This window comes from Geomonas oryzisoli, assembly GCF_018986915.1.
GTDB lineage: Bacteria > Desulfobacterota > Desulfuromonadia > Geobacterales > Geobacteraceae > Geomonas > Geomonas oryzisoli.
This window is the reverse complement of record NZ_CP076723.1, coordinates 3,148,612-3,172,933: the sequence shown is the minus strand read 5'-3', so window position 1 is coordinate 3,172,933 and position 24,322 is coordinate 3,148,612. Positions and strand designations below refer to the sequence as shown.

Sequence of the window (24,322 nt, the reverse complement as noted above, 5' to 3'; positions counted from 1 at the left end):
GGTGACTGTGTCCAAGGGGCTGTCTATAAAGGGGACTGGCTCCGAAGGTGCCTGTCCCCCTTACCTCTGTCCCCATTAGGTATTATCGGTGCGGTACCGCCCTCACCGCCGCCCGTGCGTCTTCCTGCGTTTCGGCGCCGCGGTTCGACAGCGTGAGATCATGCGTGTCGGAATCGGGATGGGGCAGGGGAGGAGTCTCGACACGGGAAGTGGGCGCGGGCTCGTCGTCGTCCAGCATCCTGTGCTTGGGGCGCTCCATGTCGCTGAACTCCCCCTTCTGCACCCCCCACAAAAAGAAGAGCCAGCAGCCGCACCCCAGGAAAAAGGAGAGGCCGATCAGTGCGAAAAGCGAGTTATTCATCCGGAATCCTCATGAGCCTAAGCGAGTTGCCGACCACGCAGACGGAACTGAGCGCCATGGCGGCCGCGGCGTAGATCGGGGTCAGGCGCCCGGTCATGGCGAGCGGGATGCCGACCAGGTTGTAGAGAAAGGCCCAGACCAGGTTCTGCCGGACCACCGCCATGGTGCGCCGCGCCATCCGGTGTGCCAGCGACAGCCGCTCCAGGTCGGGCTTGGCGAGGACCAGGTCCGAGGTCTCCAGCGCGATGTCGGTTCCCCCGGCGACCGCGCAGCCGACATCGGCGGCCGACAGCGCCGGCGCGTCGTTGATGCCGTCCCCTACCATCAACACCGTGGCACCCGCTGCCTGCAGCGCTGCGATCTCACGGGTCTTGTCCGCGGGGGAGAGGGACCCCACGCCACGGGCCACCCCGGCGCTTTTGGCCACCTTGTCGGTGCACTCCTGGCGGTCGCCGCTCAGCAGCAGGGTGTCGATCCCGTTGCGCCGGAAGTAGGAGACCACACCGGGGGCGTCGTCCCGCATGCGGTCCTTGAAGGTGAGGGTGCCGCAGTAGCGTCCCTTGTGGGCGATCCCTACCAGCATCCCCCCCTCCGGCGATTCCAACTCGGCCGGCATCCCCCAGACTCCGATGCGCTCCAGAAACGGTACGCTCCCCAGGGCCACCGTCTCGCTCGCCACCCGGCCGGTGACTCCGGCACCGGCCAGCGTCACGAGCTCTGTTCCCGTGGGATACTCGATGTCGTGCCGGGCCGCATAGTCGCGCACCGCCTTGGCGATCGGGTGCAGCGAACCGCACTCAACCGCGGCGGCCAGCGCCAGCACCTGGCGCGGCGTCATCCCCGGCGCGGCCTGGATGTCGACCAGCATGGGGGCGCCCCGGGTCAGGGTCCCGGTCTTGTCGAAGACCGCGATGCTCACGCGGCTCAGCCGCTCCAGCACGTCCCCTCCTTTGAAGACGACCCCGAGCCCCGCGGCGGCGCCGGTGCCGGCCAGGATGGCGGTCGGGGTGGCGAGCCCCAGCGAACAGGGGCAGGCGATCACCAGGACCGCAAGCGCCACCATGAGGCTTCCCCCCAGGGACCTCCCCTCGCTGTAGTGCCAGCAGAAGGTCGCCACGGCGAGGGTGAGTACGGCGGGGACGAAGTAGGCGCTGACCCGGTCGGCGATGGCCTGGATCGGGGCGCGCCGGCTCTGCGCCTCCTCCACCAGGTGCGCCACCCGGGCGATGAAGCTCTCACCGGCCTTTTTGAGGCAGGTTACCCGCACGGCGCCGGTCAGGTTGCTGCTTCCGGCGATGACCTGGTCGCCCGCCTTCTTTACCTGCGGCAGCGGCTCTCCGGTCGCGGCCGACTCGTCTACGTCGCTGCTTCCTTCCATCACCGTCCCGTCCACCGGAAACCTCTCCCCCGGCGCAACCAGGATCAGGTCCCCCGGGCGAAGCTCCGACGGCTCCACGGTCTCGAGCTTTTCCCCCGCGAATCGCTGCGCCTGCCCCGAGCAGAGCTCCAGGAGCCTGCCGATCCCGCCGGAGGCCCGCCTCTTGGCCCCGTTTTCCAGAAGCCGCCCGGCCAGGATCAAGGTCACGATCATGGCGGCGGTCTCGTAGTAGACCTCCCCCCCGGTGCAGGTCGCGTAGACGCTGTAGCCGTAGGAGGAGAGGGCGCCGATGGCGATCAGGAGCTCCATGTTGGGAGCGCCGTTGCAGATGCCGCGCCAGGCACCGGAGAGAAAGGGCCAGCCGCAGTAGAAGACGACCGGGGTGGTGACCAGCAGCGAAAAGAGCTGCAGGTACGCCTTCATCTGCGGCTCGATCCCCTGGAAGTAACCGGCGTAGAGGGCGAAGGCGTAGGCCATGAGCTGCATGGTGAGGAAGAAGGCGGTGCCGAAGCGCACCAGCAGCTCCTTGTGCTCGCGTTGCCCCAGCTCCCGCGCCGCGTCCTCGGTGTAGGGGCGGGGGACGTAGCCGATCTGGTCGATGCGGTTGAAGATGGCGGAGGGGGTGATCCGCTGCGGATCGAAGCGGACCCGGGCCCGGCCGGTGGCGTAGTTGACCCGCGCGTCGAGAACGCCGGGGATGGCGCCGATGATCCTTTCGTTGAGCCAGACACAGGAGGCGCAGCGGATGCCGTCGATGATGATGTCGATGGCGCTCCCCTCTGCCGACGTGTAGACGAAGCGGGACAGGTAGGCGTCGCGGTACTCCCCCTTGAAGGCCTGGGGGACGAGCCCCGTTTCCTGCCAGTCGCGCCGGCGGTAATAGTCGGCGAGCCCGGCCCCGCTGATGAGGAGGTAGGCGCCGTGGCAGCCGTGGCAGCAAAAGGAGAGCACGGAGTCGGCAGCGCGCTCCTGTACCAGCATGCCGGGCGGGATGTCGCCGCCGCAATGGAAGCAGGGTGCCGGTGCGCCTCTCAATTGAAGAACACCACTTTCTGGGAGGCGACCGCCTCTCCCTTGGTGAAGAGGAGCTCGCCGCGCAGCTCGCCCTGTCCCGAGACCGGCCACGGGGCGACGAAGACGCCGGGGGCGGATTCCGCCAGCGTCAGTACCTCTTTCTCGTTGCCGTGCCTGGTCTGGAACAGGAGGCTCCCGCCGGCAACCGGAGCCCCCTTCTCGTCGTGCACCCGTACCTGCAGGTCGCTCCCCGCAAGCGAGGCGGACATGACCCAGTCAAGCCCCGGGTTGTACGCGCCGCTGCTGGTCTTCGCGTAGTTGAGCCCGTTGCGGTAGTAGTCCGCGTCCGTGACCCGGCTCCCCCGTTCGAACGAGATGTACATGCTGGTACCCATCCCGAGTAGAAATACCGCCAAAAGGAGCAGGATGGCCAACTGCCACCGGCAGGACGATAAGGTAATTCTCGTGCGCATGGTTCCTTCCTTGGTTGTTCTTACTGCACTGCTACCGGCAGCGGGCTGGTCGCCACCACCTTGCCGCCGGAGATGAGCTTCAGCTCTACCTGCATCCCCGACGTCGGCATGGGACGGAGCTTCAGGGCGAACCCGATCTTTCTGTTGGCGTTGCCGGCCAGTTCCAGGCCCCGCACCGGGCCCACCAGCTCCACCCGGTACCCCGGCAGGGGCGCCGCCTCAAGTGTGAAGCTCCGGGACATGCCGCCGCGGTTCTCCAGGTAGGCGGAATAGAAATTCACCAGCGAGCCGTCCGGCAGACGCTTCACCTCGCCGCTTTCGGCGCGCTGCACCTTGAGCGTCGCCTCCCTGCGCGTGACGACCCCCGCGACCAGCAGCCCCGCCAGCAACAGGAGCACGCCCCCCAGCAGGAGCGCCTTTTTGTTCACCGGCCGCGACCCGTCGGCGCCCGGCGGTCCGAACGTGTAGTGGATCAACCCGCCGGTGCCGCGCTTGGCGAACACGTCCCGGCAGGCGTCCAGGCAGCGGCCGCAGTTGATGCACTCGATCTGCAGCCCGTCGCGGATGTCGATCCCGGTGGGGCAGGCTTTGACGCAGGCACCGCAGCGCAGGCAGACACCCTTCAACTCCGGGTCGAACTCCAGGGTGAGCGTGCCGCGCTCCATGGTCATCAACTGGATCCGACCGTAGGGACAGACGCTCTTGCAGAACCGGCGCCGCACGAAAGCGAGGTCGACGTACACCACCAGCGCCGTTGCGGCCAGCGAGATCCCCGCCACCGCGCCCAGCTGTCCCGCCGCGACCCTCCCGAAGAAATCGGGCGGGTCGATGAAGTACCAGACCAGGTTGGCGGCGACCAGCGCCGAGAGGGCGAGATGCCACAGCTGCCTCAGCACGCCCCGCGGCAGCGCCGGGAGCGCCCGGGTGCGGGCCTCGAACCAGTCGGCGAGATCAGCCAGCGTGGTCTGGGGGCAGAGCCAGCCGCACCAGACCCTGCCAAAGAGCATGGTCACAAACAGGAAGGCGAAGACCAGCATCAGCACCACGATGAGGAGCAGGTAGAACTCCTCGATGCGCAGCTTGGCCCCGAAGAAGAGGAGCGTCCTGGTACCCGCGTCCAGCCGCAGCAGCGATTCGCCGCCGGGACGGATGAACGGGATCACCAGGGTGAGCAGGGTCGTCAGCCACTGCGCCCCCTTACGCCAGGGGGCGATGCGCCACTTCTTCAGCGGGACCGATTTCAAAGCGACAGGACGTACTGGACCAGCCCCTGGATCTTGTCGCCGGAGAGCTCGTTCTTGAAGCCGGGCATGCCGCCGGGGCGCCCGTCACTGATGCTCGCGGTCACCTCGGGGGCGGTCCTGCCGTACTTGTACTTTTTGGCGGTCAGGTCGGGGCCGATCCCCCCCTTGCCGTCGGCGCCGTGGCAGGAGGCACAGCGGGCGGCGAACTCCTTCTTCCCTGCCTCGGCGAGGTCGGTGCTCTTGATTTCCTTGCTGGTCGGAACCGCCTGTCCGGCTGCTCCCTTTTCCTGCTGTACGGCGAGGCGCGCCTCCTTGGCCTTCTTGATCTGGTCGAACTCGCCGTAGGAACTCCAGCCGCTGAACAGGTAGTAGGCCATGAAGATGATCCCCCAGGCCCACAGCCCGAAGTACAGGATCCTGAACACCAGCGGAGAGCTTTTCTCCGCCCGGTACCTGATGCCGTCGTACTCTTTATTTTCGTCGGACATCGCGTCCTCCTTTGCTCGCTTTTTAGCGGGGACTGGCTCCGTAGGTGCCTGTCCCCTTCGTCTTCCTACGTCTCAAGATGGTCCTCTTACTTAGGTTTGTCGTCGTTCATCATGCGGAACTTGGGCTCTTCCCCCTTTTCCCGGTGCTTGCGGCTGTAGGTGCGCACCACGATGGCGGCGAAGACCAGGAACAGGATCAGGGTGACCCCCAGGTAGTAGATGCTGGCGCCGTCCATATCAGTGCTTGTGCACGGATTTCAGGTAGGTAACCACCTTCCAGGTCCGCTCCTTGCCCAGCGTGTCGCCGAAGGCCGGCATGCCGCCCGCGGCGATGCCGCTGTACACCGTGGCGAACACCTTGGAGTCAGGCTGGTCCATGTCGCGCAGGTCCGGCCCCACCTCGCCCTTCAGCTCGATGCCGTGGCATTGGGCGCAGTGCTCGGCGTAGAGCTTCTGTCCCTCGGGGAGGACGCTCATGTTGTCCTGGAACGGGTTCTTCAACTCGCCCAGCACCTCGGCCTTGCCGGTCTTTCTCCAGGGGATGTCGTTGCCCACCTTCTGCATGTAGGCGATGATGGCGTCCATCTCGCTCTTGCCTTTCAGCGCGTCGAGGTCCGCCTGGGTGTACGGGAACTTGAGGGCCTTCATCTTCTTCTCGGAGAGGCTCGTGTCGAGCGGCCGGTTCAGGAAGTCGTAGGAGGGCATGTTGGAACGCGGCACCATGGCGCGCGGGTCCTTCATGTGCTTCACGTGCCAGGCGTCGGGGTACTTGCCGCCGATGCGCGCGAGATCCGGTCCGTTTCTGCGTGAGCCCCACAGGAACGGCTGGTCGTATACGAATTCGCCACTTTTGGAATATTCGCCGTAGCGCTCGGTGTCGGAGAGGAGCGGGCGCACGGTCTGGGTGTGGCAGTTGTTGCAACCCTCGCGGATGTAGATGTCACGCCCCTCGAGCTGCAGCGGCGTGTACGGCTTCACCGAGGCGATGGCGAGCTTCGGGTCGTTGATCCACCGGAAAGGGAGCACCATGGTGATGATGGTGCCGACCAGGATGGTGGCGGTGGCCAGGAGCAGGAATATGATCGGTTTCTTCTCTATCATGGCGTCTCCTCCCTAGGCTCTTTGCGCCACGGCCTGGGTCTTGGCGCCGGCGATGGTCTGGTAGATGTTGTAGAGGAAGACGAGGAGCCCCGCGAGATAGATCACCCCGCCCAAGGCCCGCATGTGCCAGTACGGGTAGAGTTCCACCAGGGTTTCGATGAAGCTGTAGTGCAGGCTGCCGTCCGGGTTGGTGGCGTTCAGCATCGCCGCCTGCTGTACCCCCGCGATCCACATGGTGATGGAGAAGATGAGCTGCCCGGTCAGGACCAGCCAGAAGTGCACGTTGGCCAGACCGATACTGTAGATCTCGGTGTGGTAGAGCCTGGGGATCGTATAGTAGATGGCGGCGAAGAGCACCAGGGAGACCCATCCGAGCGTCCCCATGTGCACGTGTCCCGGCACCCAGTCGGTGAAATGGATGAAGGCGGAGAAAGTGCGGACCGACTGCGACGGACCCTGCAGCGTCTGCAGGCCGTAGAAGGTGATGCCGAAGATCAGGAACTTGACCAGGTAGTTCTCGCGCATCTGGTGCCATTGCCCGTTCATGGAGAAGTAGCCGTTGAAGACCGCGGCCCAGGAGGGGGCGATCAGCATCACCGAGAAGGCCATGGCGAGCGTCTGCACCCAGTCCGGCACCGGCGCCCAGAGCAGGTGGTGTGCCCCGGTCCAGAGGTACATGAAGATGAGGCTCCAGAAGGCGATCACCCCCATGCGATGGCTGTAGATGGGGACCCCGGTCGCCTTGGGGAGGAAATAGTAGAAGATCGCCAGAGGCGGCGTGGTGAGCACCATCGCCACCGCGTTGTGCCCGTACCACCACTGCACGTTGGCGTCGTTGGCGCCCGCGTAGGCAGAGTAGGACTTGGTGAGCGAGACGGGAATGGAGGCGTTGTTGACCAGGTAGAGCACGGCGACCCCGACCAGCGTGGCCAGGATGTACCAGAGCGAGATGTACATCTGCTCCTCGCGTCTTTTCACGATGGTCATCACGATGTTCACCGCGAAGATGACCCAAAGCACGACCACCAGGCTCGCCACCGGCCATTCCAGCTCGGCGTATTCCTTGGAGCGGTTCATCCCCATCGCCAGCGTGACCGCCGCCAGCGCGATCACCACATTGAAGAGCCAGAGTTGGGCTTTGGCCAGCCCGGGGCTCCACAGGCTCGTTCGCGTCAGGCGCTGGGTGATGTAGATGAAGAAGGCCATGAAGCTGCCGATGCCCCAGCCGAAGATCCCGGCGTTGGTATGGATCGGGCGCAGCCGGCCGTAGGTGAGGTAGGGGGGGAAGTTGAGCTGCGGGAAGGCGATCTGGAACGAGATGAAGACGCCGACCAGCACGGCCACCAGCCCCCATACCATGCTCCAGATCACAAACCCTTTGACGATGTCGTCAGCATACCCTTCCTGTTGGTTCATGCCGTCCTCCTGGAGATGAATGGATCAGTGCCGCGACATATGAACGACGGGTCTGCAGTATCGGAGCCCGTCGCTTAGTAGTCGCAAGCCTAAGTCATAAATATCGGAACTGCCGTGATTTTGTCTGATTGAGGCAAGGAGTGTGTCAGAGTAACGTCCAATGATCGTACAATAACAAAGTGTCAGTTTAAGTTGTTATCGGCATTTAGCAAGCGTTCCCCCTGTATACGGCGTCATTTAGGTTCTCCAGAGGAAGGGACAGGCTCCGTCAGGTGCCTGTCCCTTTAGCGGAACGCACCTTTCAGCTCAGCGATCTTCTCTAGCCAAAAGGGGACATAACCAAAAGGGGACAGGCACCTGGCGGAGCCAGTCCCCCCCCTCAACGTCCCCCCCTTGTCAAAGGGGGGCCAGGGGGGATTTGCATTTTGTGTCTGAGCCCCCCTCTTTTACCTGCAGAAACCTGCAGAAATGCCGATAGACAAGGTAGCAGGATGTCCCTTGTTGACTGAAGCGGATCCCTTTGCCAAGGTTGATGACGTCGGTCCCCCCGCAGAATAGAGGGCGATCCCGTCCGGAGGAGTCATATGAGTACCAGCGAACTGATCTATTACTGTGCGGCCGGTGCCACACTCCTTGTCATCTGGATAGGGGCGACCTATTGGGCCGTCAATTTCTTCATCAGGCAGGTGACCCAGCAGAGTTGCCATGATTTCCGGGTGCGCATGCAGGGCGAGGCGGAGCGGGCCCTGAAGCTGTTCCGGGAGGGGCTTTGCGAGCAGATCGTCCAGCAGGAGAACAAATCCGATGCCCTGGCGAGGCTCTACGCCACCCTCATCGACCAGTTGCGGCTGGGGAGGGAATTCCTGGCTTCGATAGGGCAGGGGGAGCGGACCCAGGCGGAGAAACAGTTGAGGACCATAAGGGGCACCGGCGAGAGTTTTTCGGAGATCTTCCAGAAGCAGAGCCTCTTTCTCTCGGATGAATTCACCAGGACGGGGAAAGACCTCCTGACCCAGCAGAAAGCGGCCCAGGAGCGCCTGGAGGAACTGCTGCACCGGGTACAGAGGGACCCGCAGAACACCTCGGCCGTCGAAGACCTGAAGAGGGAATGGGCGCAGTTCGAGGACCTGTTAAACCGGCTCATGGACTTCGTGCGCAACGAATTCCGCAGGCGCAATCCCATGAGCAGCGTCATGATGAAGTGGCTCAACGAAGGCCCCGCCCCCGGTGAAGCGAAGGGGGCGTCCTAGCCATCCTTCTTATCCAGAGGTTCGGGCTTGCAAAGGTGTTCCTCTTTTTTTGCCGCGCGGCCGCATTTCTTGCAGACGTAGCGCGGCTCCGCGACGATCTTCTTGAGTTCTTTCAGGTTGTCCTTTATCTCGTCCTTATCCCACTTGCAGAGCGTCTTGCTGTCCTTTCCCATCTGTCGACTCCCGAGGCATCGACAGGCATTGACCTGTCTTTGCCGTTCATCCTTCTGGCTCAGAGAAAGCTCGTTTATTGTATTAGCTTGATTTAATTCAAATTTTGGCTCGACTGCTATTGAAATGGAAATCTTTCCAGATATAGTAAATCAGTTTTCGAATTTTCCTAGTGACTTCAATAGAAAAGGGGGAATCAGTATGTCGATGTTCTGCCGTCAATGTGAGCAGGCCGCCAAAGGAACCGGGTGCGAGGTAGTTGGGGTATGTGGCAAGAATCCCGAGGTCGCCGCGTTACTGGACTTGATGATGTACGGTCTCAAGGGGCTGGCCATTTACGCTGACAAGGCAAGGGCGCTGGACGCGCGCAACACCGTCGCCGACATGTTCCTCATCGAGGGGCTTTTCACCACCGTCACCAACGTCGATTTCGATCCGGTGCAGCTGGCGGGTAAGCTGAGGAAGTGCTATGACCTGAAGGAACAGGTGAAGGCGTTGTACGAGAGCGCCTACCGCGCGAAGAACGGCGCGGCTGCTCCCGCCATTAACGACGGCCCGGCCGCGTGGGTGATCGCCGACAACCTGGAGGGGCTGGTGGCGCAGGGGCAGGAGCACGGCGTGAAGAGCCAGCACAGCGACCCCGACATCCTCTCCGCCATCGAGATCATCATCTACGGCCTGAAGGGTATGGCCGCCTATGCGAACCACGCTTTCATCCTCGGCAAGACCGACGAGGAGGTGTTCGCCTTCTTCCACAGCGCACTTGCCGCCACCACCGACACCACCAAGGGGCTCATGGATTTCGTGGGCATCGCCATGGAGTGCGGCAAGCTGAACATCAAGGTCATGGAGATGCTGAACACCGGGCATGTCGAGCACTACGGGCACCCGGTCCCGACCAAGGTCCAGCTCGGCACCCGCAAGAACAAGGGCATCCTCGTTTCCGGCCACGACCTGCGCATGCTCGAAGAGCTCTTGAAGCAGACCGAAGGGAAGGGGATCGACATCTACACCCACGGCGAGATGCTGCCGGCCCACGGCTACCCGGGCTTGAAGAAGTACTCGCACCTCTACGGCAACTTCGGCGGTGCGTGGCAGGACCAGGCCAAGGAGTTCCCGAACTTCCCCGGCGCCATCATCTTCAACACCAACTGTATCCAGCGTCCGGCGGACAGCTACAAGGACCGCTTGTTCACCTGGGGCGAAGTGGGGTGGCCCGGCGCCAAGCACCTGACCGGTTACAAGTTCGACGAGGTGATCAACAAGGCCCTTGAATGTCCCGACATGCCTGACGCTCCGGGTCAGGAGATCCTGACCGGTTTCGGCCACAACGCCGTATTGGGTGTGGCGGACAAGGTGATCGAGGCGGTGAAGGCGGGGGCGGTGAAGCACTTCTTCCTGATCGGCGGTTGCGACGGCGCGAAGAGCGGCCGTAACTACTACACCGAGTTTGCCGAGAAAGTGCCCAAGGACTGCGTCATCCTGACCCTTGCCTGCGGCAAGTACCGTTTCAACAAGCTCGAGTTTGGCGACATCGGCGGCATCCCGCGTCTTCTGGACGTCGGCCAGTGCAACGACGCCTACTCCGCCGTACAGATCGCCTCGGCCCTGGCCGGTGCCTTCAATTGCGGGCTGAACGACCTGCCGCTCTCCTTCATCCTTTCCTGGTACGAGCAGAAGGCACACGTCATCCTGTTGTCGCTCTTGTACCTGGGTGTGAAGAACATCAAGCTGGGGCCCGCGCTTCCGGCGTACCTGTCGCCCAACGTATTGCAGTTCCTGGTCGACAACTTCAACATCGGCCAGATCGGCAGCGTCGACGCAGACCTGAAAGCGAGCCTCGCGTAATAAACCGAAGTGGGGGGGACCGGCTCCGCAGGTGCCGGTCCCCTTTGCAGTAGCAGCACGCAGCACCAGAGCAGATGTAGCTCCTTTAGCGCCAGGTCTGGGCAGACCTGGCGCCTTTTTTTTCGTCTTTAACCGTTGGTCAGATGTTGGCGGCGGGCGTCACCACCGGCTCGGGGGGCGGGATGCTGGAGGGCTTGATGGTGAAGAGGTGGTACACGGTGATGATCACGCCGGCAAGGAAGACGAGACCGACGCCGAAGGCGACCCGGAACCAGAACATCATGGTTAAGTGCGCGGTGCTGTAACCGATGTCCAGGAAACGCTCGAGGTACGTCTGCAGGATGCCGGCGATGCCGAACACGAGCCCCAGGATGAACATGCCGATGGTGGTGATCCAGAAGCCCCATTTGCCCAGCCGGTCCTGGTACTTGTTGATCCCCTTCAGGCGCGGCATGGCGAAGTAGAAGATGGTCAGGTTCAACAGGGCATAGGCGCCGAAGAAGGCGAGATGGCCGTGCGAGACGGTGACCTGGCTGCCGTGGGTGTAGTAGTTGATCGGCGGCAGCGTGTGCATGAAGCCCCAAAGACCGGCGCCGACCAGGTGGTAGATGGCGAGACCGATGATGTAGTACCAGGTGAGCGGATTGACGATGGGGTTTTTGCGTTCGCGCACGTGCATCCAGGTGTCCACCACCATGAGCACGATGGGGAGCGGTTCCAGGGCGCTGAAGATGCCGCCCCACCAGATCCAGTAGTCGGGCGCGCCGATCCAGTAGTAGTGATGGCCGGTGCCGACGATGCCGGTGAAAAGGAAAAGACCCGTCTCAACGTAGAGCCACTTCTCCACCACCTTACGGTCCACCCCGGTAACCCTCATGATGATGTAGGCGACGATGGACGCGGTCACCACCTCCCAGGCCCCTTCCACCCAGAGATGGATCACCCACCACCAGTAGTAATAATCCGTGTTCAGGTTCTTGTAGAAGGGCATGCCGAAGAGGTACATGACCGCCAGGAAGGTGACGCCGCCCAGCAGCATCCACTGCAGGGCCGACTTCTCCTTGGACTCGATGATGGTCATGGCGACGTTGGCGATGAAGAGGAGCGCGGCGACCACGATCAGTGCGTTCAGGGGGAAGGGGATCTCCAAAAGCGGTTTGCCCCGGGTCCAGCCGAACAGGAAGCCGACCACCGCGGTGACGGCGGCGGCGACGAAGATGATGAGCTGGGCGTAGGCGATCTTGGGGCTGTAGAGCTCACGGCCGCACTCGGGGGGGAGGATATAGTAGGTCCCTCCCATGAATCCCAACAGCATCCAGGCCACCAGCACGTTGGTGTGGATCTCGCGGGCGGTGGAGAAGGGGAAGACGTTGACCAGTTCCTGGGGCAGCGTGAAGGCGTAGTTGATGGAGAGCCACAGCCCCATGATCACCTGCAGTATGAAAAGCACCAGGGCGAGACGAAAGTACCACAGCGACACCCGCTGGCTTTGGTATTCGATCAGCATCATTTGCTCACCTCCTTGGTGGACTTAAGGCTCAGGATGAAGTCCGCGATGATGGCCGCCGTCTGCGGGCTCACGTCCTGCGGCGGCATGGCGACTCCCGGCCGCACCGACTGCGGGTTGATCATGTAGTTGATCAGCGTCTGGCGATCGTAGGTGATCCGGTTGGCGATGGTGGTCAGGTCGCCGCCCACGTTGCGTCCCTGGTTTTCGAAGGTGTGGCAGCCGCCGCACGCCTGCAGCACCAGGTGCACCTTGTCCAGCTTCTGGGGCTGGGACTCGCGCAGCTTGTACGCCTCCACGAACTTCTCGTCCTGAGGCGGCCAGTGCCGGTTCTCGATATCGCCCACCCAACGCAGGAAGCTGACCAGCTGCCTCGTCTCGGTCTCGCTGACGCCCAATTGAGGCATCTTTCGGAAGGAGTTTTTGTACATCACGTCCGGGTGCTGCACGATGGAGGCGATGTTGTTCTCCCCGAGCCGGTAGAAGGCCTTGGTCATGTCGGGCGCGTAGTAGCCGCCGAAGCCGAGGATGGTATGGCAGTCGTTGCAGTTGTACTTGTGCCAGACCTTCTTGCCGGCCACTACTTGTTCGGTGAGCTTGTCGGTGTGGGTGAACTTGGGGGTCTGCATGTGGAAGTCGTAGGTTTGCCAGAGGAAAATCGCTGCCGAGGTGAGGGTTCCCACCCAGAAGATCAGCCGGGCTGTTTTTCCGGTCATACCGCCCTCCTTTTGCCGTGGTTGATGAGAATTCTTGGATTGCTCTAATGATTGACAGCAGGAAGGATACCGTGAGGAGGGTGGTTGTCAACACGGCGGCATAAATAAGGCCCCGAAAGGATTGTGGTGATCCGTTTTCGGGGCCTTCCGCGTACGGGCGTTTTTTGGGGGGAGAAGCTAATGTGGGGCTGGCTGCGGCATGTTAATCATCTTTGCGCTGCCTCAGGGGGCAGAGCGAGACGGCCGCCAGGGCCAACCAGGAAAAGGCGAACATTGCTACTATGACGGTCATTCGTGGACTCCTTGTGTTAGCTATCCCATCTTGTTTTGCGTAACTGCCTTTCAAAGCGGTATCGCAAAGAACGCTGAGTATCCGCAAAGAACGGAAAGAGAGACTTTAGGTTTAACAACAAAATCTTTTCGCTTCCCTCGTGTGCTTCGCGCCTACTTGGCGTCCTTTGCGTAACTGCTTTAACGTTACAGCTTCCCGGCCTTCGGGAACAGGATGTTGTTCTCCAGGTGGACGTGTTTGTGCAGATCGTCCTCGAACTCTTTCAGTTTCTGATAGGTGACCATAAAGGTGTTGCAGGCGTCGGCGGGCACGGCGTAGTTCTTGGAAAGCCGGCGGATCTCGTGCACCGCGGCTCCCACCTCGTCATGCTCGTGACCCAGTTCCGAGAGGACTGCCTTCAGCTTCCTGATCTCTTCGGGGTTCCGTGCGCCACCTTCCTTCTCCAGTTCGGTGAGCTTCCTGATGGCGGGGAAGAGCTGCCCTTCCTCGTTTTCCAGGTGCTGCATCAAGTCGGCCGCCACCCTTTCGAAGATCTGGGCGATCTGCACTACCTCGGGGTGGTTGGGACCGTGCACCTGCACGATCTTGTTGGCATACGCCGCGATGGTCGGGATGTTTTCCTTCAGGTAGCTGTGGTGCGCGTTGACGATGTAGTCGGCCAGGAAGGGAAGTTCCCAGGCGTCGTAGTTCTGGCTGCGCTCCAGCGGGCGGGCCGCTACCGCTTCGAGGTCGCGCAGCAGTACCGCGAGATCGATCCCTTTTTCGCGGCAAGCCTGCGCCAGCGGCATGTTGCCGCCGCAGCAGAAGTCGACGCCGTATTTTTCAAAGACTTCGGCGGTGCGAAAATCCCTGGCGACCACCGAACCTACGGTTTCCAAGTTGTTTGTTTCAGCAGGATCCGGATTTGTTTTTTCCATGGTGTCGCTCCCTTGGCGGCTCTTGACGGCAGAGCGGCCGGTTCAGGCGTTGCGGGGCGTTTGTGCTGCCCCCTTTGAACCCATGGTAACACCATTGGCGGTTTAGAGCATGATCCAGATCAAAAAGTGTGAGTTATTGGGGGACGGAAAGTTTCCGGTCGCCGGGGGCACCGGTGTCGGTGCGGACGCGGCGACGGTCAGGGCAGGGGGGGGGCTGCGGAGTTGTTGACGAAGCGGCCGATGGCGCGGTCCATGGTGGAGATGTGTTCGATGAGCCAACTGGTGATGAAGCTGGTCATGTTGTTGACCACACCCTGGGAGAGTCCCTCCGCTTTCAGGCGCTCTTTCAGTTGGTTTATCTGGTCGATGAAGGCAAGGTGCTTTTCCCGATGTTTCTCATAGTCGGGATAGCGGACCTGCTGCATCAGCTTCTCCTCTTCCTTGAAGTGCGTGACCGCGTAGGCTTCCAGAAACCAGAACATGCGCATTATCTCGTCCGTATCCTGGTTGGACTGGTAGGCGTTGACGAAGGCGTTGAACTTATCGAAAAGAAGCTTGTGCTGAACGTCGATCTCCAGCATCCCGATGCTGAGATCGTCTCTCCACTGGACCAGCATGTTCATCCTCCTGAGACAGTTGGAACTTTTTATACATCCTCCGTATGGCTTAATCAATCTCTTTAATGTTGATGCTGGAAGAGCAGCTTTCGGTGCCCACCGTAGCGAGAAGAGACGAACCCCTTGAAAATTTGACAGAAAATCCCCGCTTCGCTATAGTGCATCAGTGTCCAACTCGCTGCTGGAAGGTCGCCATGCCGACTGTTCTAAGAAGTGGCACATATCGCTTTCACTTTTATTCCGACGAGGGGAAAGAGCCTCCTCATATCCATGTGGAAACGCCGGACGGTGAGTGCAAGTTCTGGCTGGAACCAATACGGTTGGCAAGGAACAAGGGTGTTTCTCCTTTGATCCTGCGCGATATAGAGCGCACGGTCTACCAGAACAAGGAGCTGTTTCTGGAGAAATTTTATGAAATCCATAAGCGTTGATGACGAAGTTGTCGAGCCTGCGGCGGTCAGGGCATGGGCCGAGCAGCGGACCGTATTCGTGGAACTAACAGATGGCAGGATCATCGGCTTCCCCGCGAACCGTTTTCCACTGCTGGCGAAGGCATCCGACGAAGAGCTCAAGGAAGTCACAATACGCCTGAACGGTTTCGCCCTGCGGTGGGAGAAACTCGACGAAGACATTACTGTCCCCGGTATAGTAGCCGGAAACTTCCCATTGCCCTCCCTGATGAACTAAGAACGCTCCTTTCAACTCAGTCACCTTCTCCCCAAACACAAGGGGGACAGGCACCTGGCGGAGCCAGTCCCCTTTCTCTGCTTCTCTCCTTTTGCAAAGTATTTGCAATGTCGCAGTGCATCATGCTATCTCACATTAAAACGTGCCGGAGCCCTGAAAGAGCCGGCACTGATGTCTTGGGGCGGTCGCGGCAATGCCAGGCGACGTCCCGGTGGAGGTAGTTTTGACAAGAAAAGGCAAGGCGGTAAACAGGCGCAAGCCTGCTCCCGGCGGCGGTGGACGCAAGCCGCTCATGGCACTTCTGATAGTCGCGGTACTGATAGCTGCCGCTTTCTTCCTCCTGGAGCATTTCAAGAAGCCGGCTCCCCCTTCTCAACCTGCGCCGAAGGCGACAGCAGGCGCGACCAAGCACCAGCCGATGCCCGAGAGGCCGGCCCCCGTGCAGCAGCAGGTTTCGACCGCCCAGGCTCCGGTAGCCAAGCCGCATCCGGCAGCTCTGCCTAAGGCCACCGGTCCCGGCCGTCTCGCCATCATCATCGACGACATGGGAACCAGCATGCAGGAGTTGAAGACGCTGCAGTCGATTGGGCAGCCGCTCACCTACTCGGTCATCCCGAGCCTCGCGCACGCCAAGCAGGTGGCCGAAGGCGCCCACGCCGCAGGGGCCGAGGTGATGGTGCACATGCCGATGGAGCCGGAGGGGTATCCCAAACAGAAGATGGAGTCGATAGGGGTGCTGGTCGCCATGGACGATGCGGAGATCGCGGGGCGGATCAAGAGCTATTTCGCCACCGTGCCCCATGTCGTGGGCGCCAACAACCACATGGGGTCGCGCTTTACCCAGGACGCGGCAAAGATGAAGGTCGTGCTGCAGATATTGAAGGAGAAGGGACTTTTCTTCGTGGACAGCAAGACCTCGCCGACCTCGGTGGGGTATCGCGAGGCGAAGGCGCTGGGGATGAAGTGTGCGGCGCGCCAGGTGTTTTTGGACAACGTGCAGGACGAGAGTGCGATCGGCAAGCAGTTGGCGCAGGCCGCCGCCATAGCAAGAAAAAAGGGTGCGGCGATAGCAATCTGTCATCCGCACCCTGCAACCATGCGAGCCCTGAAGCTCTATATGCCCGAACTGGCCAAAAGCGGCATCACCTTTGTGCATGCGTCGGAACTGACCAACTAGAAGCCGTTCAACGTTCAACGTTCAATGTTCGAGTTAGTGCTTTGGCTTCGGTCATCCTCTTGCTACGGCCACTGAACGCGCCGTAGCGAGAAAGCTGAAGAGCTGGAAGACCTCTGTCGAACGTTGAACGTTGAACCTTGAACCGTTTCTGCCTCTCTATGGACGCGCCGTAGCGAGAAAGCTGCAGACCTGGAAGACCTCTGTCGAACGTTGAACGTTGAACCGTTTCTGCCTCTCTAAAGCTGTGCCGCGATCCTTTTCTTGAGCTTCGACACTTCGCGGTACTTGTCGTCCACCAGGATCGACGCGGGGTTGTCGCCATTCACGGGGTGAACCATCAAGAAGGCGTCGCGCAATTCGCCTTCGTAGCCGGCCAGGGTCTCGGTCATGATCCCGGAGAAGCCGTCACGCTCGGGGGCGCGGGCCAGCGGGTACTTCTTCTTCAGCAATTCGCTCCCGCTCAGGTCAAAACGGTGGAAGTCGATGCTCCCCGCCTCGTCGCCGATGCCCGGGTTCAGCACGAACACCGATTCCAGCGCGGTCTGGTGGATCATCTGCCTGGTCGGATCGTCCGGCGGCAACTGGCGCTCGATCTTGAAGATGGTCGAAACCAGGAACCCGGTGAAGCAATCGGCTTCCATGTAGCCGCTGGCGGCGCCGTCGGAGCTCTCGCAGTAGTAGGAAACCTGCGATTCCTGGCTCAGCTCTTTCCCGCACACCAGGCACTGGCTCTTCAGCCCGGACAGCCTGCCGAAGTATTCCTCTTTCTTTCTCTTGTTCTCCTCGTGCTGCCACTTGTCATAGAGCATGGCGCGCGGCTCTTCGGTCTCGTAGAACTCGTTGAGGCAGGTCTGCCCCAGCGCCGCGAACTGGCCGTAGACGTCGGTGCCGCGCCCGTGGGTGAGGATCGGGTAGATCTTCCCTTCGGGGTTGGTGTTGAGACTCTCGACCTTGGGGCTCTTGGAGATGAATATGTCGGAGCAGCGGAAGCCGCGGTTGATGGCGAAAGCCTTCAGGAGCGTCTTCTGGTCCTTGAACATCCCTTCGAACTTGATCCTCTCGTCGATGAGGCAGGGGATGAGCGACAGGCTTTTTCTGTCCAGTCCCCGTTTGTCGAACAGCTCGAAGATGTTGCGGCAGTTGTCCATGCTGGCCATGTCCTTGATCGGGACCAGCACCCGGTCCGCGGCGTAGAGCGCGTTCTGGGTCATCACGTCGAGGTCCGGACGGGTGTCGACGATCAGGATGCCCGGAATCTCGGACATCGCCAGGAGTCGCGCTAAAACCATCGGTCCCTTGAGCGAGCCGCGCAGCTCGGGAAGGGTGGTGGAGGAGGGGATGTAGTTGACTCCGTACTGCCCGGTGTGCAGCAGGTCGCGCCCGCGGGTTTCCAGCAGGAGGTCGGCCACGGTGCCGTTCAGTTTCTGCCCCTTGATCGAGAACATCTTGTCGATGGTGAAGTGGTTATCGAAGGAGAAGATCGACACGGGCAGATTTTCGTCCAGACCCTTCAGGAAGATGGCGAGGTTAGTGGCCAGAGTCGTCTTGCCGACGCCCCCCTTTTCCGAGGAAACAGTTATTACATAAGGGTAATTTTTCATGGCGCGCATACTAACATCGACACGCCCGGACGGTCAACCCGTTTGACAGTGGCGAGCGCGGCGTGATAGAAACGTGGACATTGAGCGCCGCTTATTCTTTCACGAAAAAGCGGTTACGCGAAGTACGCGGAGCAGTCGCGAAGGACGCGGAGAAAGTCTTCTTTGAAGTTACCCAAACGTCTTTTCCCTTTGCACACTTTGCGGATACTTTGCGTTCTTTGCGTAACTGCTTTTGACGTTGTTTGCTTTTGACTTTGAGGTAGCGTATGCAACTTTTCAAGGAACGGCGGGTCCTCACGGTGAGCGCGCTGACGGCGCTGGTGCGCGGCCTCCTGGAGGAGAACTTCGACCAGGTCTGGGTCGAGGGGGAGATCTCCAACCTTGCTTGCCCCCAGTCCGGACACTGCTACTTCACCCTCAAGGACCCCGGAGCCCAGATCCGCTGCGTCATGTTCCGCGGCGCCTTCCGCACGCTGAAGTTCACCCCCCGCGACGGGATGCGCGTCCTCGTGCGCGCCCGCATGACCCTGTTCGAGCCGCGCGGCGAGTACCAGCTCTCGGTCGACACCATGGAACCGCAGGGGATCGGCGGCCTGCAGATGGCCTTCATCCAGTTGAAGGAACGCCTCGCCAAGGAGGGGCTCTTCTCGGAGCTGCACAAGCGCGAGATCCCGAAACTCCCGCGCAAGATCGGCGTGGTCACTTCTCCCACCGGCGCCGCCATCCGCGACATCCTCACCGTGCTTTCCCGCCGCTTCGCCAACGTGGAACTTTTGATCGCACCGGTGCGGGTCCAGGGGGAGGGGGCGGCCCAGGAAATCGCCGCGGCCATCGCCGACCTGAATCGCGCCGGCAACGTCGACGTCATGATCGTCGGCCGCGGCGGCGGCTCGCTGGAGGATCTCTGGGCCTTCAACGAGGAGGTGGTGGCGCGGGCCATTCATAAATCCACGGTTCCGGTAATCTCCGCGGTGGGGCACGAGATCGACTTCACCATCGCCGACTTCGTTGCCGACCTGCGCGCCGCCACCCCGTCCGCCGCGGCGGAACTGGTGGTGCAGAGCAAGCAGGAGCTGACCGCGACGGTGGAGGCGCTCACCCACCGGCTCCAGGTCGCACAGCTGCGCCGCCTGGAGCGCTCGCGCGCGCTGGTGACGGCGATGAGCCGCGCCGTCACCGATCCGAGCCGCATCCTCGGCCACCTCGCGCAGCGGGTCGACTCGCTGGACGCCCGCCTGGTGCGGGAGGCGGGACTGATCCTCGACGACGCCTCGGAGCGTATCGTCACTCTCTCTGCGCGTCTGGCCCGCCAGAGTCCCGCGCTTACCCTGCAGCGCAACGCGGAACGGCTCTCGACGCTGTCGCTGCGCCTGGACCACGCCATGACCCGGCGCCTGGCCTGCGCCGCCGAGACGGTCGGCCTTGCCACTGGCACCCTCAACGCCGTCTCCCCGCTCGCCACACTCTCCCGCGGCTACAGCATCGCCCGCAAGCTCCCCGGCCGCTCGGTGATCACCTCCTTCCGTCAACTGGCCCCCGGCGACCGGCTGGAACTCTCCTTCGCCGCCGGTTTCGCCCTGTGCACGGTGGACAAGTGCCGCGGGGAGAGTGAATCCTTGACGGCTCCAGAGCGATCGGTATAATAGGCGATCACTTTTTAATAATTAAACGCGGCGGCGCTTCTAATCCGTCGCGGCAGTACCCGGACACGAGGTTGGCATGGCCGTTGAGAAGTTCGAGACCGCACTGAAGAAGCTCGAGGACGTCGTGAAGAAGCTGGAAGGGGGGGAGCTTTCCCTGGAGGATTCCCTGAAGGCGTTCGAGGAGGGGGTGAAGTATTCCGCCTTCTGCTCGAAGAAGCTCAACGAGGCCGAGCGGCGGGTCGAACTGCTCATCAAGCAGCGCGACGGCAGCCTCGCCACCAGGCCCTTCGAAGAGGAGGAGTAGCACCCGCGTCCGCGGCAGATCTTCCACACCACTACATCGAAAGTGAGACCATCACATGGATCTTAAGGAATACCTGAAGCAGAAGTGCCAGCTGGTCGACCAGGCGCTGGAGCGCTACCTTCCCGATGCCAAGGAACTGCCGGCATCCCTGCACAGCGCCATGCGCTACTCGGTCTTCGCCGGTGGCAAACGCGTACGGCCGGTGCTCATGCTGGCGGCCTGCGAGGCGGTCGGCGGCTCCGCCGATGCGGTCATGCCCGCGGCTTGCGCCATGGAGATGATTCACACCTACTCCCTGATCCATGACGACCTTCCCGCCATGGATAACGACGACTTCCGCAGGGGCAACCCGACCAACCATAAAGTATATGGTGAGGCGACCGCCATCCTGGCCGGCGACGCCCTCCTTACCGAGGCCTTCATCCTGCTCTCCAACGGCACCGGCGGCGACCCCGCTGCACGGCTCAGGGTGATCCAGGAGATCGCCGTCGCTTCCGGTTCGCGCGGCATGGTGGGCGGTCAGGTGGTCGACATGGAAAGCGAGGGGCGTCACGACGTCGACATTGCCACGCTCTCCTACATCCACACCCACAAGACCGGCGCCCTGATCCGCGCCTCGGTGCGCTGTGGCGCCATCCTGGGGGGGGCGAGCGAGGAGCAGTTCAAGTCGCTGACCCGCTACGCCGACGCCATCGGCCTCGCCTTCCAGATCGCCGACGACATCCTCGACGTCGAGGGGACCACGGAGGAGCTGGGCAAGGACGCCGGCAGCGACCAGGCCAGAGGTAAGGCGACCTACCCGGCGCTGATGGGGCTGGAGGCCTCCAAGGCCCGGGCCCAGGAGCTGGTGCAGATCGCCCTCGACGCGCTCTCTTCGTTCGACGAGCGGGCCGAGCCGCTGCGCGCCATCGCCTCGTACATCGTGAAAAGGAAATCGTAAATGCCTAGCATCCTTGACGGCATCACCGACCCGAGTCAACTGAAGGCGCTCTCGCTGCGCGAGCTGGAGACGCTCGCCCAGGAGCTGCGCACGCGCATCATCGAGACCTGCTCCGCCAACGGCGGCCACGTGGCCCCGAGCCTGGGTGTCGTCGAACTCACCATCGCGCTGCACCGGGTCTTTGATTCCCCCAAGGACAAGATCGTCTGGGATGTCGGGCACCAGGCCTATGCCCACAAGCTTTTGACCGGCAGGAAGGACCGCTTCGGCACCCTGCGCACCCAGGGGGGGATCAGCGGCTTCCCCAAGCGGGTCGAGTCGCCCCACGACTGTTTCGATGTCGGGCACTCCTCCACCTCCATCTCCGCCGGGGTCGGCTTCGCCGTGGGACGCGACCTGAAGAAGGCGCGCAACAAGGTGCTGGCGGTGATCGGCGACGGCGCCATGACCGGCGGCCTCGCCTTCGAGGGGCTTAACCACGCGGGCGAGCTGAACAAGGACCTGGTGGTGATCCTCAACGACAACGAGATGTCCATCTCCGAGAACGTCGGCGCCCTCTCGAACCTCCTCTCCCGGACCATCACCAGCGAGTACGTGCACCGCGCCAAGAAGGACCTGGAGGCGTTCCTGGAGGGGGTCCCCATGTTCGGCAGGTCGGTGCTGAAGATCGCCAAGCGGGCTGAGGAGTCGCTGAAGACCCTGTTCACGCCCGGAATGCTGTTCGAGGCCTTCGGCTTCGAGTACATCGGCCCCATCGACGGCCATGACATCCCGAAACTCCTGGAAACGCTGGAGAACGTGAAGCGCTTCGACGACGCGGTGCTGATCCACGTGCTGACCAGGAAAGGGAAGGGGTATCCCCCCGCCGAGGCCAACCCCTCGCTGTTCCACGGCGTCGGCCCGTTCGACATCAAGACCGGCAAGGTGCACAAGGGGAAGGGGGGCGCTGCCTCCTATACCGGCGTTTTCGGGCAGACCATCAAGCGGCTGGCGCAAGAGGACGACCGCGTCGTCGCCATAACCGCCGCCATGCCCGACGGCACCGGGCTCACCCCTTTCGCCAAGGAGTTCCCCGAGCGCTTCTTCGACGTGGGGATCGCGGAGCAGCACGCGGTCACCTTCGCGGCCGGGCTCGCCGCCGAAGGATTCAAGCCGGTGGTCGCCCTCTATTCCTCGTTCCTGCAGCGCGGCTTCGACCAGCTCTGCCACGACGTCTGCCTGCAGGATCTCCCTGTGGTGTTCGCCATCGACCGCGCCGGCGTGGTCGGCAGCGACGGCCCCACCCACCACGGCGTCTTCGACCTTTCCTACCTGCGCGCGGTCCCCGGCCTCACGATCATGGCCCCCAAGGACGAGAACGAGTTGCAGCACATGCTGGTGACCGCTCTCTCCCTGGACGGTCCGGCGGCGCTGCGCTACCCGCGCGGTAACGGCCTGGGCGTCCCGATGGACCAGATCCTCACCCCGCTCGCCGTGGGCAAAGGGGAGCGCTTGCGGGACGGCAAGGACGGCGCCATCCTCGCGGTCGGCACCATGGTCGAGTCGGCCCGGCAGGCAGCGGCGGCCCTCGCCGAAGAAGGGATCGAGGTCGCCGTCATGAACGCCCGCTTCGTGAAGCCGCTCGATACCGAACTCATCCTGGAGCTGGCACGGACCGGCCTTTTGATCACGGTGGAAGACAACGTGGTCCAGGGGGGCTTCGGCACCGCCATCCTGGAACTGCTCGAGGAGCACGATATGACCGGGGTGCGGGTGATCCGCCTGGGGTATCCGGACTCTTTCGTGGAGCAGGGGGAACAGGCCGATCTCAAGGCCGCCTACGGTCTCGACGCCGCCGGTATCGCCCGTTCCGTCCGCGAGGCCTGCCAAGGGCGCCGGGCCTCCGCGCCGGCCAAGCGGTTGGAACAGCCGGCCGTCCCGGAACAGCCGCATGCCTGACCGCCGCGCGCTGCTTCTCGCCCTGCTTCTGTACGCCGGCACCGCTCTCGCCGCCGATCCTCTCACCTATGGCGCCAAAGCGCAGCAACTGATCGCCAAGGGGGACTTCGTCCAGGCGATCGAGGAGCTGAAGGCGGCGACCTCACGCTTTCCCTACGACCAGGAGCTCAAGCACCAGCTGGCCTTCACCTACAGCGAGCTCGCCAAGCGCGACCTGCAGGCGGGACGTTACGCCCAGGCGGCGGAAAACTTCCGGCAGTCCCACGAACTCATCCCCGACAGCAAGGAACTGGTTCTCATGCACGGCATCGCCTTGTACCTCAACAAGGATTACGCCGCGGCGCGGAGTGAACTGCTCCAGGCAGGGGAGGGGAGCGAGCCTCTGGTCTACCTCGGCAAGATCAGCTACGACACCGGCGACCTTCCCGGCGCGCTGGAACTCTGGCGGCGGGCGAAGGAGCTGGATCCCGCCAACAAGGTGCTGGCCGGGTTGATCGAGAAGGCCGAGCGCGAGCTGCCCGTTGAATCGAGGATGGACAAGGGGTACAGCTCCATGTTCGACCTCAGTTTCGACGCCGAGCTCCCTCCCGGGCTTTCCGGCCAGGTGCTGGACGCACTGGAGAGCGCCTACAATACGGTCGGCTCAGATCTCGGGCGTTTTCCGACCACCCGGATCCCGGTGCTCCTCTACACCAAGAAGGATTACAGCAGCGTCACCGCCGGCCCGGACTGGTCCGGGGGGCTCTACGACGGCAAGATCCGCCTGCCGGTGGGAGGCCTCACCGAGGTCACGCCGCAGCTGCGCGCCATCATCTTCCATGAGTTCACCCACGTATTGGTGGCGGAGCTCACCCACGGCAACGTCCCCACCTGGTTCAACGAGGGGCTTGCCGAGATCGAGGGTCGCAAACTGTTCGCGCCCAAGCTCCCGCCGTTGACCGGTGCCGCGGATAAACACCTGTTGCCGCTGGCCGATCTCTCCCGTGGCTTCAGCGGTATGGGAGGTGCGCAGGCCTGGATGGCGTACCAGCAGAGCTTTTCGATGACCAGTTTCATGGTGCAGCGCTACGGCTGGTATGCCGTGCAAGAGATCCTGAAGCACTTGGGGGAGCGTGCGGACATGAACAAGGCCGTGTCAAAGGCGCTGGCTGATTACGCGCTGGACTTGGACGGCGTGATGCGCGAGTGGCGTGAATCACTGCCGGCAGCGGGGCAGGGCAGCGAAGGACAGTGAGTGGT

Annotated in this window: 24 protein-coding genes; 10 read left to right on the top strand and 14 right to left on the bottom strand. The window is 62.4% G+C overall.

Annotation, left to right across the window (positions count from 1 at the left end; translation table 11 throughout):
- Nucleotides 1-82: 82 nt before the first annotated feature.
- From ccoS to KP004_RS13830, 8 genes are all read right to left on the bottom strand, one after another.
- Nucleotides 83-361 (bottom strand): cbb3-type cytochrome oxidase assembly protein CcoS, encoded by a 279-nt coding sequence (gene ccoS / locus KP004_RS13865; RefSeq protein ID WP_216799108.1) that lies wholly within the window; start codon nucleotides 359-361, stop codon nucleotides 83-85.
- The gene (locus KP004_RS13860) at nucleotides 354-2,774 is read right to left on the bottom strand and encodes a heavy metal translocating P-type ATPase (protein ID WP_239026813.1); all 2,421 of its coding nucleotides are present in this window, start codon (nucleotides 2,772-2,774) and stop codon (nucleotides 354-356) included. The genes ccoS and KP004_RS13860 overlap by 8 nt, the downstream gene beginning before the upstream one ends.
- A complete protein-coding gene (locus KP004_RS13855) occupies nucleotides 2,771-3,226 on the bottom strand; it encodes a FixH family protein (RefSeq protein WP_216799107.1) in 456 nt (151 codons plus the stop codon). The genes KP004_RS13860 and KP004_RS13855 overlap by 4 nt, the downstream gene beginning before the upstream one ends.
- A 20-nt stretch (nucleotides 3,227-3,246) precedes the next feature.
- The gene (locus KP004_RS13850; protein WP_216799106.1) at nucleotides 3,247-4,470 is read right to left on the bottom strand and encodes a 4Fe-4S dicluster domain-containing protein; all 1,224 of its coding nucleotides are present in this window, start codon (nucleotides 4,468-4,470) and stop codon (nucleotides 3,247-3,249) included.
- Nucleotides 4,467-4,958, bottom strand: a complete 492-nt coding sequence (locus KP004_RS13845; RefSeq protein WP_216799105.1) for a c-type cytochrome — start codon at nucleotides 4,956-4,958, stop codon at nucleotides 4,467-4,469. The genes KP004_RS13850 and KP004_RS13845 overlap by 4 nt, the downstream gene beginning before the upstream one ends.
- Nucleotides 4,959-5,044: 86 nt before the next feature.
- The gene (locus KP004_RS13840) at nucleotides 5,045-5,194 is read right to left on the bottom strand and encodes a cbb3-type cytochrome c oxidase subunit 3 (RefSeq protein WP_216799104.1); all 150 of its coding nucleotides are present in this window, start codon (nucleotides 5,192-5,194) and stop codon (nucleotides 5,045-5,047) included.
- A gap of 1 nt (nucleotide 5,195) precedes the next feature.
- A complete protein-coding gene (locus KP004_RS13835) occupies nucleotides 5,196-6,059 on the bottom strand; it encodes a cbb3-type cytochrome c oxidase subunit II (RefSeq protein ID WP_216799103.1) in 864 nt (287 codons plus the stop codon).
- Between the two features lie 12 nt (nucleotides 6,060-6,071).
- Entirely contained in the window at nucleotides 6,072-7,475 is a 1,404-nt protein-coding gene (locus KP004_RS13830; RefSeq protein ID WP_216799102.1) for a cbb3-type cytochrome c oxidase subunit I, read from the bottom strand.
- 584 nt (nucleotides 7,476-8,059) lie between these two features.
- On the opposite strand from KP004_RS13830, the gene KP004_RS13825 reads away from it, so the two are divergent.
- On the top strand, nucleotides 8,060-8,725 hold the full coding sequence (locus tag KP004_RS13825) for a hypothetical protein (RefSeq protein ID WP_216799101.1): 666 nt from the start codon (nucleotides 8,060-8,062) through the stop codon (nucleotides 8,723-8,725).
- On the opposite strand, the gene KP004_RS13820 is transcribed toward KP004_RS13825, so the two are convergent.
- The gene (locus KP004_RS13820; RefSeq protein ID WP_216799100.1) at nucleotides 8,722-8,898 is read right to left on the bottom strand and encodes a hypothetical protein; all 177 of its coding nucleotides are present in this window, start codon (nucleotides 8,896-8,898) and stop codon (nucleotides 8,722-8,724) included. The two genes, KP004_RS13825 and KP004_RS13820, sit on opposite strands and share 4 nt — an antisense overlap.
- 199 nt (nucleotides 8,899-9,097) lie before the next feature.
- On the opposite strand from KP004_RS13820, the gene hcp reads away from it, so the two are divergent.
- Nucleotides 9,098-10,744 (top strand): hydroxylamine reductase, encoded by a 1,647-nt coding sequence (gene hcp, locus KP004_RS13815; protein ID WP_216799099.1) that lies wholly within the window; start codon nucleotides 9,098-9,100, stop codon nucleotides 10,742-10,744.
- 139 nt (nucleotides 10,745-10,883) lie between these two features.
- Here hcp and KP004_RS13810 read toward each other — a convergent pair whose 3' ends face one another.
- The 4 genes from KP004_RS13810 to KP004_RS13795 all read right to left on the bottom strand — a co-directional run bounded on the left by KP004_RS13810 (nucleotide 10,884) and on the right by KP004_RS13795 (nucleotide 14,793).
- The gene (locus KP004_RS13810) at nucleotides 10,884-12,254 is read right to left on the bottom strand and encodes a cbb3-type cytochrome c oxidase subunit I (protein ID WP_216799098.1); all 1,371 of its coding nucleotides are present in this window, start codon (nucleotides 12,252-12,254) and stop codon (nucleotides 10,884-10,886) included.
- Entirely contained in the window at nucleotides 12,251-12,967 is a 717-nt protein-coding gene (locus tag KP004_RS13805; RefSeq protein ID WP_216799097.1) for a c-type cytochrome, read from the bottom strand. Before KP004_RS13805 ends, KP004_RS13810 begins: the two co-directional genes overlap by 4 nt.
- Nucleotides 12,968-13,444: 477 nt before the next feature.
- Nucleotides 13,445-14,176 (bottom strand): iron-sulfur cluster repair di-iron protein, encoded by a 732-nt coding sequence (gene ric, locus KP004_RS13800; protein ID WP_216799096.1) that lies wholly within the window; start codon nucleotides 14,174-14,176, stop codon nucleotides 13,445-13,447.
- A 197-nt stretch (nucleotides 14,177-14,373) separates the two neighbouring features.
- Entirely contained in the window at nucleotides 14,374-14,793 is a 420-nt protein-coding gene (locus tag KP004_RS13795; RefSeq protein ID WP_216799095.1) for a bacteriohemerythrin, read from the bottom strand.
- A gap of 65 nt (nucleotides 14,794-14,858) precedes the next feature.
- Here KP004_RS13795 and KP004_RS21585 point away from each other — a divergent pair, with 65 nt between their 5' ends.
- From KP004_RS21585 to KP004_RS13780, 3 genes are all read left to right on the top strand, one after another.
- Nucleotides 14,859-15,224 (top strand): DUF4160 domain-containing protein, encoded by a 366-nt coding sequence (locus KP004_RS21585; RefSeq protein WP_216799094.1) that lies wholly within the window; start codon nucleotides 14,859-14,861, stop codon nucleotides 15,222-15,224.
- Nucleotides 15,205-15,480, top strand: coding sequence for a DUF2442 domain-containing protein (locus tag KP004_RS13785; protein WP_216799093.1), 276 nt, complete (start codon nucleotides 15,205-15,207; stop codon nucleotides 15,478-15,480). The genes KP004_RS21585 and KP004_RS13785 overlap by 20 nt, the downstream gene beginning before the upstream one ends.
- A gap of 223 nt (nucleotides 15,481-15,703) precedes the next feature.
- Nucleotides 15,704-16,657: a divergent polysaccharide deacetylase family protein gene (locus KP004_RS13780; protein WP_216799092.1), complete on the top strand. Its 954-nt coding sequence runs from the start codon at nucleotides 15,704-15,706 to the stop codon at nucleotides 16,655-16,657.
- A gap of 236 nt (nucleotides 16,658-16,893) precedes the next feature.
- Here the strand turns inward: KP004_RS13780 and KP004_RS13775 are convergent, their stop codons facing one another.
- A complete protein-coding gene (locus KP004_RS13775; RefSeq protein WP_216799091.1) occupies nucleotides 16,894-18,267 on the bottom strand; it encodes a ParA family protein in 1,374 nt (457 codons plus the stop codon).
- Nucleotides 18,268-18,524: 257 nt separating this feature from the next.
- Here KP004_RS13775 and xseA point away from each other — a divergent pair, with 257 nt between their 5' ends.
- The 5 genes from xseA (at nucleotide 18,525) to KP004_RS13750 (ending at nucleotide 24,317) form a co-directional block, all read left to right on the top strand.
- Entirely contained in the window at nucleotides 18,525-19,901 is a 1,377-nt protein-coding gene (xseA, locus tag KP004_RS13770) for an exodeoxyribonuclease VII large subunit (RefSeq protein ID WP_216799090.1), read from the top strand.
- A 76-nt stretch (nucleotides 19,902-19,977) separates the two neighbouring features.
- Nucleotides 19,978-20,205 (top strand): exodeoxyribonuclease VII small subunit, encoded by a 228-nt coding sequence (locus KP004_RS13765; protein ID WP_216799089.1) that lies wholly within the window; start codon nucleotides 19,978-19,980, stop codon nucleotides 20,203-20,205.
- A 55-nt stretch (nucleotides 20,206-20,260) separates the two neighbouring features.
- On the top strand, nucleotides 20,261-21,145 hold the full coding sequence (locus tag KP004_RS13760; RefSeq protein WP_216799088.1) for a polyprenyl synthetase family protein: 885 nt from the start codon (nucleotides 20,261-20,263) through the stop codon (nucleotides 21,143-21,145).
- The gene (gene dxs / locus KP004_RS13755) at nucleotides 21,146-23,083 is read left to right on the top strand and encodes a 1-deoxy-D-xylulose-5-phosphate synthase (RefSeq protein WP_216799087.1); all 1,938 of its coding nucleotides are present in this window, start codon (nucleotides 21,146-21,148) and stop codon (nucleotides 23,081-23,083) included. It abuts the gene before it with no gap.
- On the top strand, nucleotides 23,076-24,317 hold the full coding sequence (locus KP004_RS13750; protein WP_216799086.1) for a peptidase MA family metallohydrolase: 1,242 nt from the start codon (nucleotides 23,076-23,078) through the stop codon (nucleotides 24,315-24,317). Before dxs ends, KP004_RS13750 begins: the two co-directional genes overlap by 8 nt.
- Nucleotides 24,318-24,322: the final 5 nt, after the last annotated feature.